A 14,519-nucleotide genomic window follows, 5' to 3' on the forward strand; every position below is an offset into this window, starting at 1 on the left:
TCGCATCTGTTCTCTTTATGTTCGCAGCGATGGCGGCCCCTGTCAACAATCCCGAGCACGGTTTTTGCCGCGACTGCCTGACCTTTCAGCGCAGCGATACCAGGCGCTGTGAGCGTTGCGGCAGCCCTCGACTCACCCGCCATCCCGAGCTCTACCAGCTGCATCTGGCGCATATCGATTGCGACGCCTTCTATGCGGCGATCGAAAAGCGCGACAATCCGGCGCTGGAGGACAAGCCGCTGATCATCGGCGGCGGCAAGCGCGGCGTCGTCTCCACCGCCTGCTACATCGCCCGCATCCAGGGGGTGCGCTCGGCAATGCCGATGTTCAAGGCGCTCGAAGCCTGTCCGGAAGCGGTCGTGATTCCACCCAACATGGAGAAATACGTCCGCGTCGGCCGCGAGGTCCGCGCCTTGATGCAGGCGCTGACGCCGCTGGTCGAACCGCTCTCCATCGATGAGGCGTTTCTCGACCTCGCCGGCACCGAGCGCCTGCACGGCATGCCTCCGGCGGTGGTGCTGGCGCGCTTTGCGCAGACCGTCGAAAAGGAAATCGGCATCACCGTTTCGGCCGGCCTTTCCTACTGCAAGTTCCTGGCCAAGGTTGCCTCCGATTTCCGCAAGCCGCGAGGCTTTTCGGTGATCGGCGAAGCCGAGGCGCTGGGTTTCCTGGCCGAACAGCCAGTGACGCTGATCTGGGGCGTCGGCAAGGCTTTTGCCGCAACGCTCGAACGCGACGGCATCCGCAGCATCGCCCAGTTGCAGCGCATGGAGCGCGCCGATCTTATGCGCCGCTATGGCGTGATGGGCACCCGGCTCTACCATCTCTCGCGCGGCCAGGACGACCGCCGTGTCGATCCCCACCAGGATGCGAAAAGTGTGTCGGCCGAAACCACTTTCGACACCGACATAGCTGAAATGGGCGAACTGGTTCCAGTGTTGAGGGGATTGTCGGAAAAGGTCTCGGCGCGGCTGAAGAAGTCAGGCATTGCCGGGCGCACGGTGGTGCTGAAGCTGAAGACGCAGGATTTCAAGCTGCGTACCCGCAACCGCCAGCTCGGCGACCCGACCCGGCTGGCCGACCGCATTTTCCAGACCGGGCTCGAGCTGTTGCGCAAGGAGGCGGACGGGACAAAGTACCGGCTGCTTGGCATCGGTGTCAGCGATCTCTCGGATGACGAGAAGGCCGATCCGCCCGATCTCGTCGACGTCGGCTCGCGCAAGCGCGCCATGGCCGAAAGCGCCATCGATACGCTGCGCGACAAGTTCGGCAAGAAGGCGGTGGAAACCGGCTACACCTTCGGTAAAGGCCGCAACGCCAACCCGCCGGAGCCGATCGAGGAGTGAGACGGCTTAGATACGCTTGAGATCGATGCGGCTCGTCACCACGTTCTTGCCGGTTTTCGGATCGACGTCGGTAACGGTCAATCGCATTCCGTCGCCGCTGGTTTTCTCGACCGTCAACCGCGCCTTGCGATCACCATTGACCTCCGCCGCCCAGCGAATTCCGAGACTGATCGCGTTGCCGGAGCGGCTGCCGGCGAGCTGTGCCGGCCCGGTGCGCGACCCGACATAGACGCCTGTATACGTCGCCCCGCGGGCCTTCAGATTGGCGCTGATGGCGCGCGTCACCACGACAAGACCACGGCAATTGCCGTCAAGCGACAATGAGCTCGAGGTCGCGTCTGAATTGAAGGTGCAGGACACATTCATCGTCGGTGCGTCGGTGGTGACCTTGACTGTCCCCTTGCCGGAGAAATTCCCTTGCAAGGAGCTGAGAAAATTCGCCTCGTCGGCATGGGCCGCGGCGCTTGCAGTTAGCAGGCAGCCGGCTAGCAGAAACCGCGCGAATGATTTCATCGGAACCTTTCCCCCGTTGATGTTGAAGAAACGATGCGTCCAGCAATTGGCCAATACCGGGAACCAACGCCTGCCGTTGCGTCAGGTTCCACTTCCAGCATGGCTGTTTTGCAACGGTCTGGCCCAGTCGAATGCGTCGCCTAACGGTTGCGATAGAAGTCCCGGCTTGCGACATAGCGCCTATGGCACCTTCCCCATCGATCCCCAAAGCCGCGTTCTGGATGGCGCTGTCGATCGCCTCGTTTCTGGCGATGTCAGTCGCCGGCCGCGCAACCACCGCCGAGCTCAACGTCTTCCAGGTACTGGAACTGCGCTCGGTAATCGGCTTCTTCATCCTGTTGCCGCTGGTGATGATGAGCGGCGGATTCGCCGCAATGCTCACGCAGCGCCCGTTGGCCCATATCGCTCGCAATGTCATCCACTATACGGGCCAGGCGGCATGGCTCTATGCGCTGACGCTGATCCCGCTTGCGGTGCTCATATCGATCGAATTCACCACACCGATCTGGACCGCGATCCTGGCGGTGACCTTTCTTGGCGAAAGGCTCTCCCGCCCGAAAATTGCGGCGGTCGTGCTTGGCCTGATCGGCGTGGTGGTCATCGTTCGCCCCGGCGTCGGCTCCATGGATCCGGGTCACCTCGTCGTTCTCGGCGCGGCCGTGTGCTTTGGCGTATCGGTGGTGTTGGTCAAGTCGCTGACCCGCACGGACAGCGTCGTGCGCATCATCTTCTGGATGCTGATCATCCAGTCGGTGGTCGGCCTGATCCCGGCGCTTTATGAATGGCGCAACCCACCGCTCGAACTCTGGCCATGGATCCTGCTGATTGCCTTCACCGGCATGTCGTCGCATTTCTGCATGGCGCGTGCCCTCACCTATGCCGACGCTACGGTGATTTCACCGATGGATTTCCTGCGCGTGCCGCTGTCGGCGCTGATCGGCTGGCTGCTCTACAGCGAGCAGATCGACATCTTTACAGCCGGCGGCGCCCTGCTGATCCTGATGGGCAACCTGCTCAACCTGCAGCGCAAGGCGCCAAAGCCGGCCGAGGTCGCGGCCTCGTAGCGGTCGGTCAATTCCCCTCATCCGGTATGTTGAGAAGATGCCCGCAGGCCTTGCAGTGCACGGCGTCCGGCTCATGCCGTTGCAGTCCGCATTGCGGACAGGGAAAGAACACCTTGGCGGGTCGAAAAATCGCCGTCGCCAGTCTGACGAACAGCGAGATGCCGATGATCATGGTGGCGATCGCGGTCAGCTTGCCGGCGATCCCCGGCAGCACGATGTCGCCGAAACCGGTGGTCGTCACCGTGGCAACGGTGAAATACAGCGCATCAATGTAGTTTTCGAGGCCGGCGCCGGTGCGGAAGAAGAAGGTGTAGACGAAGCCGGTGATGACGAACAGGAACGTCAACAGGTTGATGACCGCGTGGCTCGCCTCGCGCCAGGGCCTCAAGCCACGCATTTCGAAATGCCGCCACAGCGACCCGCTGCGCGACAGCGACCACAGCCGCAGGATGCGCAGGAACGCCAGATTTGCCAGCGCCGTCGGCATCAGCAGCGTCAAAAGGATGAAGACATCGACCCAGGATGTCGGCTGTTTCATCAGGCGCAACATGTCGTTGGAGGCTAACAGCCGGGCAATCAGGTCGGCGGCGACCAATGCGGCGACGGTATAGTCGAGCCACAGGAATGACGGCTTGTCCTGGAGCACCGGCGTGGCAACGAAGAAGGCGATGATGGCGAGGTCGATGATGACCGCCGCCAGTTGAAACCGGAACGCCGCCGGCGTGCGCCCGTGATAGAGCTTGCGCAGCCTGTCACGCAGCCGCGCCATCGCTGAGTTTTGCTGCAATCCGTCCTTCTCGGCTGCCTTCATCACAAGTGCGTAACGGTCCCAGCCGGGGCCGTCTAGAGCATGATCCCAAAAAGTGGGTGCCGGTTTTGGAAAAGATCATGCTCCAACAAAGGGTTAGATCATGATGAGATTTCAACCAAATCTCATCATGACCTGACCCGGTGATCGTCACCCCTCCACCACCTTGCCGTCCGGCCCCACGAGGCGCCAGGCCGAGGCGGTGCCGTAGACGAACCGCTCCTCCGCAATCCGGTCACCATGCCAGCGCTGCAGGGCCACCTCTTCCAGCCGGCGCACGGTGCCGGCCTTGTCGACACGGTCGAAGGTCCAGCGTATGGCGACATTGTCGCCATCGACCAGGAATGTCTGGACAGGATGGGTGTGCATCTTCTCGATCCGGTCGAGTGCTGCCTGCTCATGCGCCATCAGTGTTTCCTTGCCGCGCCGCGGGACGCCGAGATTTTCCTGCATGGTGGCATCGTCATGGTAGAAGTCGGCGATCGCCTTGACGTGGCAGCCTTCGACCACCTCCTTGAGGAAGGCTTCGACGTGTTCGCGGCTGGGCATGATTGTGCGTTCCTGTGAAGTTTCTGCTCAACGCATGTGGTTCAAAGGAAGGTCAGTTCAACCACGCCCCGCACGCTGGCCCTATCGGCTGCAATGTCAGGCCCAGAGCATCTTTAGGCCGTCATGCACTGGCCGACGTCGATGCGACTGCCGTGTATATCAGCGCAGCCTAGACGAGCTCGACCTCGACCACCCCCGGCACCGCGCGCATGGCCGACGCGATTTGCGGCGAGATGCGGTAGCGGTTGGGCAATTCGATCTCGATCTCGCCTTGGCCGGCCTCCTTGATCAGCACGAAGCTGACCTGGCCTTCGCCCTTCACCGCCAGTTGGCCGGCCAGCATGCCGATCGGAGCCGCATCGCGCACGAAGATGCGCAGCGCCTTCTGGATGCGGCTGGCCTCATCCTCCAGCGACTGCACCGTCTGGATGCGCAGATTGACCCCTTCGGGCCTATCCTCGGCCGAAACGGTGATCACCACCGAACGTCCGGGCTCGAGCAGATCGCGATACTGCGCCAACCCTTCCGAAAACAGCACGGCTTCATATTGGCCAGATGTGTCGGAAAAGGCGATGACGCCCATCTTGTTGCCGGTTCGGGTCTTGCGCTCCTGCTTGGTGGTGACGGTGCCGGCGAGCCGGCCCGCGGCGGCACCGCGTTTGACCGCAGCCGAGAACTCGCCCCAGTTTTGCACGCGCATCTTCTGCAGGGCCGCCTTGTACTCGTCGAGCGGATGCGCCGAAAGATAGAAGCCGACGACCTGGAATTCACGGTGCAGCCGGTCGGCGGCAAGCCACGGATCGGTCTGCGGCAAATTGAGCGCCTGCTGCTGCGCGCCGAGCGACGCGCCGAAAATGTCGTGCTGGCCCGAAATGGCATTCTGCTGCGCCAGCGAAGCCAGCCCCATCATCCGTTCGACGCCGGCCATCATCTGGGCGCGGTCGTGGCCGAAGCAGTCGAGCGCGCCGGCCATGATCAGGCTTTCGAAGACGCGCTTGCCGACGATCTTGGGATCGACCCTTTCACAGAAATCGGCGAGATTCTTGAACGGCTTTTCGCCGCGCATGGCGACGATGTGCTCGACCGCAGCGTCGCCGACGCCCTTGAGGGCCGCCAGCGAATAGTAAATGCGGTTCTCGCCGACCTCGAAATTGCGGAAGCTGGTCATCACCGACGGCGCCACCACTTCGATGCCGAGACGCAGCGCATCCTGGCGGAAATCGGCGAGTTTGTCGGTGTTGCCCATGTCGAGCGTCATCGACGCCGCCAGGAACTCGACGGGGTAATGCGCCTTGAGATAGGCGGTCTGGTAGGACACGACGGCGTAGGCGGCCGCGTGCGATTTGTTGAAGCCGTAGTCGGCGAACTTGGCCAGAAGGTCGAAGATGAAGTCGGCCTGCGGCTTGCCGACACCGCGTTCGACCGCACCGGTGACGAAGCGCTCGCGCTGCTTGTCCATTTCGGCGCGGATCTTCTTGCCCATGGCGCGGCGCAGCAGGTCGGCTTCGCCGAGCGAATAGCCCGACAGCTCCTGCGCGATTTGCATCACCTGTTCCTGGTAGACGATGACGCCTTGCGTCTCCTTCACCAGATGGTCGATCTTGGGATGGATCGAGGCCATCTCCTCCTCGCCATGTTTTCTGGCATTGTAGGTCGGGATGTTCTCCATCGGGCCGGGACGGTAGAGCGCCACCAGCGCGATGATGTCCTCGATGCAGTCGGGCCGCATGCCGATCAGCGCCTTGCGCATGCCGGCACTTTCCACCTGGAACACACCGACCACTTCGCCGCGCGACAGCATGGCGTAGGTTTCAGGATCGTCGAGCGGGATCGTCGCCAGGTCGATCTCGATGCCGCGCCGGCGGATCAGCTTCACCGCCGTCTCCAGCACCGTCAGCGTCTTCAGGCCGAGGAAGTCGAATTTTACCAGCCCGGCCTGCTCGACATATTTCATGTTGAACTGGGTGACCGGCATGTCGGAGCGCGGATCGCGGTACATCGGCACCAGTTCCGACAAGGGCCGGTCGCCGATGACGATGCCGGCGGCGTGCGTCGAAGCGTGGCGGTAGAGCCCTTCCAGCTTTTGCGCCATATCGAGCAGCGTCTGCACGATTGGCTCCTTCTCGGCCTCCTCGGCAAAGCGCGGCTCGTTGGCGATGGCATCCGCCAGCTTGACCGGATTGGCGGGGTTCTGCGGCACCATTTTGGAGAGCTTGTCGACTTGGCCGTAAGGCATTTGCAGCACGCGGCCGACGTCGCGCAGCACCGCGCGCGCCTGCAGCGTACCGAAGGTGATGATCTGCCCAACCTGGTCGCGGCCATATTTCTGCTGGACGTAGCGGATGACCTCTTCGCGCCGGTCCTGGCAGAAGTCGATGTCGAAGTCGGGCATCGACACGCGGTCGGGGTTGAGGAAGCGCTCGAACAGCAGCGAGAAGCGCAGCGGATCGATGTCGGTGATGGTCGTGGAATAAGCGACCAGCGATCCGGCGCCCGAACCACGGCCCGGCCCGACCGGAATGCCTTGCGCCTTGGCCCATTTGATGAAGTCGGCGACGATCAGGAAATAGCCGGGAAACTTCATCTTCTCGATGATGGAGAGTTCGAAATCGAGCCGCTCGCGGTATTGTTCGACCGTGTAGCCGGAAGTGGGCCCATGCGCAGCCAGCCGCGCCTCCAGCCCCTCATGCGCCTGCCGGCGTAGCTCATCGGCCTCCGCTTTCAGCGCCACCTCATTGTCGGCGACATCGCCGCCGGTAAAGCGTGGCAGGATCGGATTGCGGGTCTTGGGATAATAGGAACAGCGCAGCGCGATCTCGACGGTGTTGTCGATCGCTTCCGGCAGGTCGGCGAACAGCCGCGCCATATCCGCCTGGCTGCGCAGGAAATTGTCCGAAGTCAGCCGGCGACGGTTGTCGGCGGCAACCACCGAACCCTCGGCAATGGCGATCAGAGCATCATGCGCGTCATAGTCGTCGCGGGCGGCGAAGAACGCCTCATTCGTGGCGACCAGCGGCAGATCATGGATATAGGCAAGGTCGACCGATGATTTCTCGATAGCGCGGTCATAACCGGAAACACGGTCCAGCTCGACATAGAGCCGGTCGCCGAACAGCGCCTTGAGTGCCAGAAGCCGCGTCTCGGCAAGATCTCGGCGATCCTCCTTCAGCGCCCGGCCGATCGGGCCGCGCGGCCCGCCGCTGAGGCAGATCAGGCCATCGCTATGGCCTTCCAGCATTGCTGACGTCAGATGCACGGGCTCGCCCGGCGGCGTCTCCAGATAGACCTGGCTGACCAGCCTGACGAGGTTGCTGTAGCCGGCCTCGGTGGCGGCGAGCAGCACCACGGCGTGCATCTCCGGACCATGGCGGCGGCGGTCGCGCTGCGCGTCGCTGGTCTCGCCGGAAAAGGCGAGATCGATCTGGCAACCGATAATCGGCTGGATGCCTTCCTTCACCGCCTTCTGGGCAAATTCCAGCGCGCCGAACAGATTGTTTGTGTCGGTGACTGCGATTGCCGGGCACTCGTCCTTGACTGCATGACCGACAACGGCGGCGACCTGCAAGGCGCCCTCGAGCAGCGAATACGCCGAATGCACGCGCAGATGGATGAACGGCCGCGCCGGTGCCTCCGGGCGCGCAGCAGCGAGCGCTGCTTCGCGCCTCAGGGGATCGCGTGGAAGTTTGTCATCCGCCATGATGTTTCAAATTGCTCGAAGGGCTTTGAGTCGATGGAGATGTATTGTCCCGGACCGGGCGATGCCAGTCCAGCACAAATGACCACCGACCACAGGCTTCCGTACCCAGCCGCACGGCTCAGAGATTGTTCGAAATTCGCTCTGGCGAGTCATAATGATGGTGGTTTCGAGAACCGGAGCGCAGCGGCCATTGGTCCGTGAGCACGGGAAGCGCAGAAACCACCTTCAGATGGCCGCCGGAGTAGAATTTCCAAACAATCTCTAGGCGAACTCCATGATCACCGCATCGACAGCCAGGCTGTCACCCGGCTTGGCGTTGAGCTTCGACACGACAAGATCGCGGTCGGCGCGCAGCACGTTTTCCATCTTCATCGCCTCGACCACGGCCAGCGTCTCGCCGGCCTTGACCTCCTGCCCCTCGGCAACCGCGATCGACACGACCAGGCCCGGCATCGGGCAAAGCAGCATCTTGGACGTGTCCGGCGCCACCTTCTCCGGCATCAGCCTTTCCAGCTCCGCCGTGCGCGGCAGCATGGCGCGCGCCGTCACCGACATGCCTTTCCAGGCAATGCGCAGGCCGTTCGGCGCCGGCCTGATCTGCGCCGTGACCTTGCGGGCACCGACAGTGCCGCGCCAGATGAGGTCGCCCGGCCGCCAGTCGGACGCCACGGTCAGCGCTTTGCCGCCATCGACCGACAGATCGACTTCCATCGGAATGGAGATCATGCCCTCGATGATCGAAGCCTGGAGATAGTCGTCGCCGAGCTTCACCACCCAATCGCGCTTGAGTGCGCCCGAATGCGGCGCCAGCCGCCCGCCCAGCCGGTCAAGCCGATCGCGGCGCAGAAGCTCGACCGCGGTGGCGATCGCCGCCAGCACTGCCTTTTCATCGCCATTGGGCACGATCGGCGCGAAGCCGTCAGGATATTCCTCGGCGATGAAGCCCGTCGATATCCGCCCCTCGCGCCAGCGCGGATGCTGCATCAGCGCCGCCAGGAACGGGATGTTGTGCTCGATGCCGTCGACGACGAAACTGTCCAGCGCTTCCGACATGGCATCGATGGCCTCGATACGCGTGGGCGCCCAGGTGCAGAGTTTTGCCACCATCGGATCATAGAACATCGAAATCTCGGAGCCTTCGGTGACGCCGGTGTCGTTGCGGATGAAGACATCGCCGAACTTGCCCTCCTCCGGCGGCCGGTAGCGCGTCAACCGGCCGATCGAGGGCAGGAAATTGCGATAGGGATCCTCGGCATAGAGCCGGCTTTCCACCGCCCAGCCGTTCAGCTTGACGTCGCTCTGCTCGATCGCCAGCTTCTCGCCGGCGGCGACACGGATCATCTGCTCGACCAGGTCGATGCCGGTAACAAGCTCCGTCACCGGATGCTCGACCTGCAATCGTGTATTCATTTCAAGGAAATAGAAGTTCTTTTCAGCATCGACGATGAACTCGACGGTGCCGGCGCTCTGGTAGTCGACCGCCTTGGCCAGCGCCACGGCCTGCTCGCCCATGGCCTTGCGCGTCCTGGCATCGAGGAATTGCGACGGCGCCTCTTCCGCAACCTTCTGGTTCCGGCGCTGGATCGAGCATTCGCGCTCGCCGAGATAGAGGGCGGTGCCATGCGCGTCGGCCAGCACCTGGATTTCGATATGACGCGGATCGACGACGAACTTTTCGATGAAGACTCGGTCGTCGCCGAACGAGCTTTTCGCCTCCGAGCGCGCCCGGTCGAAGCCGTCGCGCACTTCCGACTGGCTCCAGGCAATGCGCATGCCTTTACCGCCGCCGCCGGCCGAGGCCTTGATCATCACGGGATAACCGATCTCGCCGGCGATCTTTTCGGCATGGTCGGCATTTTCGATGACCCCAAGCCAGCCGGGAACCGTCGACACCTCAGCGGCCTTGGCGAACTTCTTCGATTCGATCTTGTCGCCCATCGCCTTGATAGCCTTGGGTTTCGGACCGATGAAGACAATGCCCTCAGCCTCAAGCGCTTCGCAGAAGGCGGCCCGCTCCGACAGAAAACCGTAGCCGGGATGCACGGCCTGCGCGCCCGTCTCCTTGCAGGCAGCGATGATCTTTTCAGGCAGAAGATAGCTTTGCGCGGCAGGCGATGGCCCGATATGCACGGCTTCGTCGGCCATTTCGACGTGCACGGCGTCGCGATCGGCGTCGGAATAGACCGCTACGGTGGCAATCCCCATCCTGCGCGCCGTCTTGATGACGCGGCAAGCAATCTCGCCGCGATTGGCGATCAGGATTTTCGTGAACATCGAAGGCGTTTCCTCGGTCTTTCGTCCTTCTTATGGGCTTCGGCAGCCGGGCTCAAGCACCGCCGGCAGCGCACCCATCAAGACACTCCCTGCCCGCCAGGCCCGTGCCGAGGGGCGAAGGTTGGGCTCGCCGACGACTGGGCCAAGATTTGCGCCATATTTGGTCGCCAAATCGGGTTGAAACAGTATAAAAACCCTGAAAGCCTGAAGACCAATCGCCTTGGGAGGAATTGCCTGATGAAAACCCGCGCCGCTGTCGCTGTCGCCGCCGGAAAGCCGTTGGAAATCATGGAGGTCGACCTCGACGGACCGCGCGAAGGCGAGGTGCTGGTCGAGATCAAGGCGACCGGCATCTGCCACACCGATGAGTTCACCCTGTCGGGCGCTGATCCCGAAGGCCTGTTTCCGGCAATCCTCGGCCATGAAGGCGCTGGCGTTGTCGTCGATGTCGGCAAGGGCGTCACCTCGGTCAAGAAGGGCGACCACGTCATCCCGCTCTACACGCCGGAATGCCGGCAGTGCCCATCCTGCCTGTCGCGCAAGACCAATTTGTGCACCGCCATCCGCGCCACGCAGGGCCAAGGCTTGATGCCCGATGGCTCCTCGCGCTTCTCGATCGGCAAGGACAAGATCTTCCACTATATGGGCTGCTCGACCTTCTCCAATTTCACCGTTTTGCCCGAGATCGCCGTCGCCAAGGTCAACCCGGACGCGCCCTTCGACAAAATCTGCTACATTGGTTGCGGCGTCACCACCGGCATCGGCGCGGTCATCAACACCGCGAAGGTCGAGCAAGGCGCGACTGCTGTCGTCTTTGGTCTCGGTGGCATCGGCCTCAACGTCATCCAGGGCCTGAAGCTCGCCGGCGCCGACATGATCATCGGTGTCGACCTCAACAACGACAAGAAGGCATGGGGCGAGCGCTTCGGCATGACGCATTTCGTCAATCCGAAGGAGATCGACGGCGACATCGTTCCTCACCTCGTCAACTTGACCAAGCGCGGCGCCGACCAGATCGGCGGCGCCGACTACACATTCGACTGCACCGGCAACACCAAGGTGATGCGCCAGGCGCTGGAAGCCTCGCATCGCGGCTGGGGCAAGTCGGTCGTCATCGGCGTGGCCGGCGCCGGCCAGGAGATTTCGACCCGGCCGTTCCAGCTGGTCACCGGCCGCACCTGGATGGGCACCGCCTTTGGCGGCGCACGCGGCCGCACTGACGTGCCAAAAATCGTCGACTGGTACATGGACGGCAAGATCCAGATCGACCCGATGATCACCCATTTGCTGAAGCTGGAAGACATCAACAAGGGCTTCGACCTCATGCATGAGGGCAAGTCGATCAGGAGCGTCGTCGTTTATTGAGGAGAAGAAGGCCGCCGACCGAAGGGCCAGCGACTGTAGTTGCATGGGTTCAACAAGGGAGGAAGATAATGCCTGAGAAACTGCATCCGAAAATCGACAATGGCCTGCCGAAGGAAAGCGCAAGCTTTGCCGGCGGCACGCTGGTCTGTGCCTGCACCAGCAAGCCGGTGAAGGTGAAGGTCAAGGGCCAGATCGCCCACAACCATGCCTGTGGCTGCACCAAATGCTGGAAGCCTGACGGCGCGGTGTTCTCGGTCGTGGCCGTAGCCGGCACCGGCGATGTCACAGTCACCGAAAACGGCGACAAGCTGAAAGTGGTCGACCCCTCGGCACTTATCCAGCGTCACGCCTGCACCGGCTGCGGTGTCCATATGCACGGACCGGTCGAGCGCGACCATCCGTTCAAGGGTCTGTCCTTCATCCATCCCGAGCGCTTCCAGGAAGACGGCTGGTCACCGCCGGGCTTCACCGCTTTCGTTTCGTCGATCATCGAATCCGGTGTCGACCCCAAGCGCATGGACGGCATTCGCGGCCAGTTGAAGTCGATGGGCCTCGAGCCCTATGACTGTCTCAATCCCGGCCTGATGGATTACATAGCCACCTGGACGGGGAAGAAGTCGGGCGCGCTGCCGGCCTGACGGTACGAGATTTCTGGCATGGGGCCGGGTAACATGCCGGCCCCATGTCCGTTTTGGAGAGATAATGCCCGCACCCGCCATCTACGTCGACGCCGACGCCTGCCCGGTGAAAGCCGAGGTCGAGAAGGTCGCCGAGCGCCATGGTGTCGTCGTCACCTACGTCTCCAATGGCGGGCTGCGTCCGTCGCGCGATCCGATGATTCGCAACGTCGTCGTCTCTAAAAGCGCCGATGCCGCTGACGATTGGATCGTCGAGAACGCAAAACCCAACGACATCGTGATCACCGCCGACATCCCGCTTGCCGCTCGCACCGTGGCGCTCGGCGCGCATGTGCTTGGGCCAACCGGCAGGCCGTTCACGCCGGAGACCATCGGCATGGCGGTTGCAATGCGCGATTTGAAGCAGCATCTGCGCGAAACCGGCGAGAGCAAGGGCTACAATGCCAGCTTTGCGCCACAGGATCGCTCGCGTTTCCTGGGTGAGCTCGACCGTATCTTGCGGCGGGCTCTGAAATCCGTCACACCCGACCAGACGTGAAGCATCATCCGAGGTCGGGCTATGGCCGACACATCGCCGAATAACCCCTTGCAGCGGCACAAGCAGTTCTTTGTGTCGCTAGCCGTCGGTCTGGTCGTATTTGCCGCGGTATTGCCTTTGATTGGATCGCTCCCCGTCTCCACGCGGCTTGCCTATTCGATCTCGATTGCCGCCGATTCCTTCTTCGTCGTCTTCATCGCGCTCGTCATCGCCAAGATGCCGCTGCTGTCCGGCCGCTATCTCAGCAAGAACGCGCGCGAACTGGACCTCCCAGTGCTGGGCATCTTTGCCATCACGCTCGGCATCGTCGCCATGGCCATTGTCCTGCTGTTCCTTTTGATCAATCACAAGGATCGCGACCCCATCGAACTCGGCTTCGCCATGCTGTCGATCCCGCTTGGCTGGTTCACCATCCATGCCATGGCCGCCCTCCACTATGCGCATGTCTACTGGATGGACGGCGACGCGATCGATGCCGAAACCAAGAAGAAGATACCGGTCGGCGGCCTCGATTTTCCCGGCAGCAAACGGCCGGACGGTTGGGACTTTCTCTATTTCGCGACGGTGATCGGCATGACCGCGCAGACCGCCGACACCGCGATCACGACCTCGCATATGCGCCGCGTGGTGCTTGTCCATTCGATCCTGTCGTTCTTCTTCAACGCCGTCATCGTCGCCGCCGTCGTCAATCTCGCGGTGAGCCTCGGCAATTGAGTATCCGTGCCCGCGATAAACCCGTGCCCGTAATAAAAACGTGACCGCATGAAACATCGCTTTCGATAGCGACGTATTGGGAGGACAAGGACGAGCGCGGCCATCCCAGGATCGCGCAGCCGGAGGCGAGGAAAAGATGGAAACCATTACCGTGAGTCAGCCCGGCGCAGGCGTCGATGCCGCCTCAACGAAGGATGCGACGCTGATCTACCGGCAATCGCGCTGGACCCGCCTGACGCACTGGCTGTGGGCGATCTCGCTGTTCTTCATGCTTTTGTCCGGCCTGCAGATCTTCAATGCCCGGCCGCAGCTCTACATCGGCAAGCAATCCGGCTTCGAGTACAAAAACACCGTCTTTGCCATCGGCGCCGAAAACACCGCCACCGGCCCGCGCGGCTATACCGAAATGTTCGGCCATCGCTTCGACACCACAGGCGTGCTCGGCTGGTCGGGCCCGGCCGGGCAGCAAACGTCGCGTGCCTTCCCGTCCTGGGCGACAATCCCGTCCTATTACGATCTCGGCACCGCCCGCGTCGTGCATTTCTTCTTCGCCTGGATACTGACAACCACCTTGGTCGTCTGGCTGGTCGCCAGCCTGGTCAACGGCCATCTGCGCCGCGATCTGGCGCCGCGCCTTGACGATCTCAAGCGGCTGCCGCAGGACATCATCGAGCACGCCAAGCTCAGGTTCCACCACACACGCGAATACAACACGCTGCAGAAAATGGCCTATGGCGGCGTACTGTTCGTGCTGTTGCCACTCATGATCATCACCGGCCTTGCCATGTCGCCGAGCATGAACTCGGTGCTGCCCTGGCTCAACGAACTGCTCGGCGGAAGGCAGACGGCGCGCACCATCCATTTCACGGTGATGGTGCTGCTGGTCGGCTTTTTCATCGTCCATATAATGATGATCCTCGCCGCCGGCCCGATCAACGAACTGCGCTCGATCATCACCGGCTGGTACCGCACCGATCCGCCAAGGCATGGCGACACCGAGAGGAGTGCGTGAG

The 14,519-nt window shown here is 62.4% G+C and carries 12 protein-coding genes; 7 read left to right on the forward strand and 5 right to left on the reverse strand.

Features of this window, described 5'->3' with window-relative positions; all coding sequences use genetic code 11:
• Positions 1 to 17 precede the first annotated feature (17 nt).
• Positions 18 to 1,346, forward strand: a complete 1,329-nt coding sequence (locus NKJ76_RS20600; RefSeq protein ID WP_352538240.1) for a DNA polymerase IV — start codon at positions 18 to 20, stop codon at positions 1,344 to 1,346.
• A gap of 6 nt (positions 1,347 to 1,352) precedes the next feature.
• On the opposite strand, the gene NKJ76_RS20605 is transcribed toward NKJ76_RS20600, so the two are convergent.
• On the reverse strand, positions 1,353 to 1,859 hold the full coding sequence (locus tag NKJ76_RS20605) for a hypothetical protein (RefSeq protein WP_023701193.1): 507 nt from the start codon (positions 1,857 to 1,859) through the stop codon (positions 1,353 to 1,355).
• 182 nt (positions 1,860 to 2,041) lie between these two features.
• On the opposite strand from NKJ76_RS20605, the gene NKJ76_RS20610 reads away from it, so the two are divergent.
• Positions 2,042 to 2,923, forward strand: coding sequence for a DMT family transporter (locus NKJ76_RS20610; protein WP_023701194.1), 882 nt, complete (start codon positions 2,042 to 2,044; stop codon positions 2,921 to 2,923).
• 7 nt (positions 2,924 to 2,930) lie between these two features.
• Here the strand turns inward: NKJ76_RS20610 and NKJ76_RS20615 are convergent, their stop codons facing one another.
• From NKJ76_RS20615 to NKJ76_RS20630, 4 genes are all read right to left on the reverse strand, one after another.
• Entirely contained in the window at positions 2,931 to 3,734 is an 804-nt protein-coding gene (locus NKJ76_RS20615) for a potassium channel family protein (protein WP_023701195.1), read from the reverse strand.
• Positions 3,735 to 3,881: 147 nt separating this feature from the next.
• Positions 3,882 to 4,280 carry a nuclear transport factor 2 family protein gene (locus NKJ76_RS20620; protein WP_352538241.1) on the reverse strand — a complete coding sequence of 133 codons (399 nt, stop codon included), beginning with the start codon at positions 4,278 to 4,280 and terminating at the stop codon, positions 3,882 to 3,884.
• A 169-nt stretch (positions 4,281 to 4,449) separates the two neighbouring features.
• Entirely contained in the window at positions 4,450 to 7,977 is a 3,528-nt protein-coding gene (gene dnaE / locus NKJ76_RS20625; protein WP_023688305.1) for a DNA polymerase III subunit alpha, read from the reverse strand.
• Between the two features lie 261 nt (positions 7,978 to 8,238).
• Positions 8,239 to 10,251 (reverse strand): acetyl-CoA carboxylase biotin carboxylase subunit, encoded by a 2,013-nt coding sequence (locus tag NKJ76_RS20630; RefSeq protein ID WP_352538242.1) that lies wholly within the window; start codon positions 10,249 to 10,251, stop codon positions 8,239 to 8,241.
• Positions 10,252 to 10,488: 237 nt separating this feature from the next.
• On the opposite strand from NKJ76_RS20630, the gene NKJ76_RS20635 reads away from it, so the two are divergent.
• The 5 genes from NKJ76_RS20635 to NKJ76_RS20655 all read left to right on the forward strand — a co-directional run bounded on the left by NKJ76_RS20635 (position 10,489) and on the right by NKJ76_RS20655 (position 14,518).
• On the forward strand, positions 10,489 to 11,616 hold the full coding sequence (locus tag NKJ76_RS20635; protein WP_023681583.1) for an S-(hydroxymethyl)glutathione dehydrogenase/class III alcohol dehydrogenase: 1,128 nt from the start codon (positions 10,489 to 10,491) through the stop codon (positions 11,614 to 11,616).
• 68 nt (positions 11,617 to 11,684) lie between these two features.
• Positions 11,685 to 12,254, forward strand: coding sequence for an S-(hydroxymethyl)glutathione synthase (gfa, locus tag NKJ76_RS20640; protein ID WP_352538243.1), 570 nt, complete (start codon positions 11,685 to 11,687; stop codon positions 12,252 to 12,254).
• 64 nt (positions 12,255 to 12,318) lie between these two features.
• Positions 12,319 to 12,792 carry a YaiI/YqxD family protein gene (locus NKJ76_RS20645; protein ID WP_023695438.1) on the forward strand — a complete coding sequence of 158 codons (474 nt, stop codon included), beginning with the start codon at positions 12,319 to 12,321 and terminating at the stop codon, positions 12,790 to 12,792.
• Positions 12,793 to 12,813: 21 nt separating this feature from the next.
• Complete coding sequence (locus NKJ76_RS20650; protein WP_023688301.1) at positions 12,814 to 13,506, forward strand: DUF1345 domain-containing protein; 693 nt, start codon at positions 12,814 to 12,816, stop codon at positions 13,504 to 13,506.
• A 136-nt stretch (positions 13,507 to 13,642) separates the two neighbouring features.
• Entirely contained in the window at positions 13,643 to 14,518 is an 876-nt protein-coding gene (locus tag NKJ76_RS20655) for a cytochrome b/b6 domain-containing protein (protein WP_023815380.1), read from the forward strand.
• The last annotated feature ends 1 nt before the right edge of the window (position 14,519 follow it).

This window comes from Mesorhizobium sp. M0029, assembly GCF_040323735.1.
Lineage (GTDB): Bacteria > Pseudomonadota > Alphaproteobacteria > Rhizobiales > Rhizobiaceae > Mesorhizobium.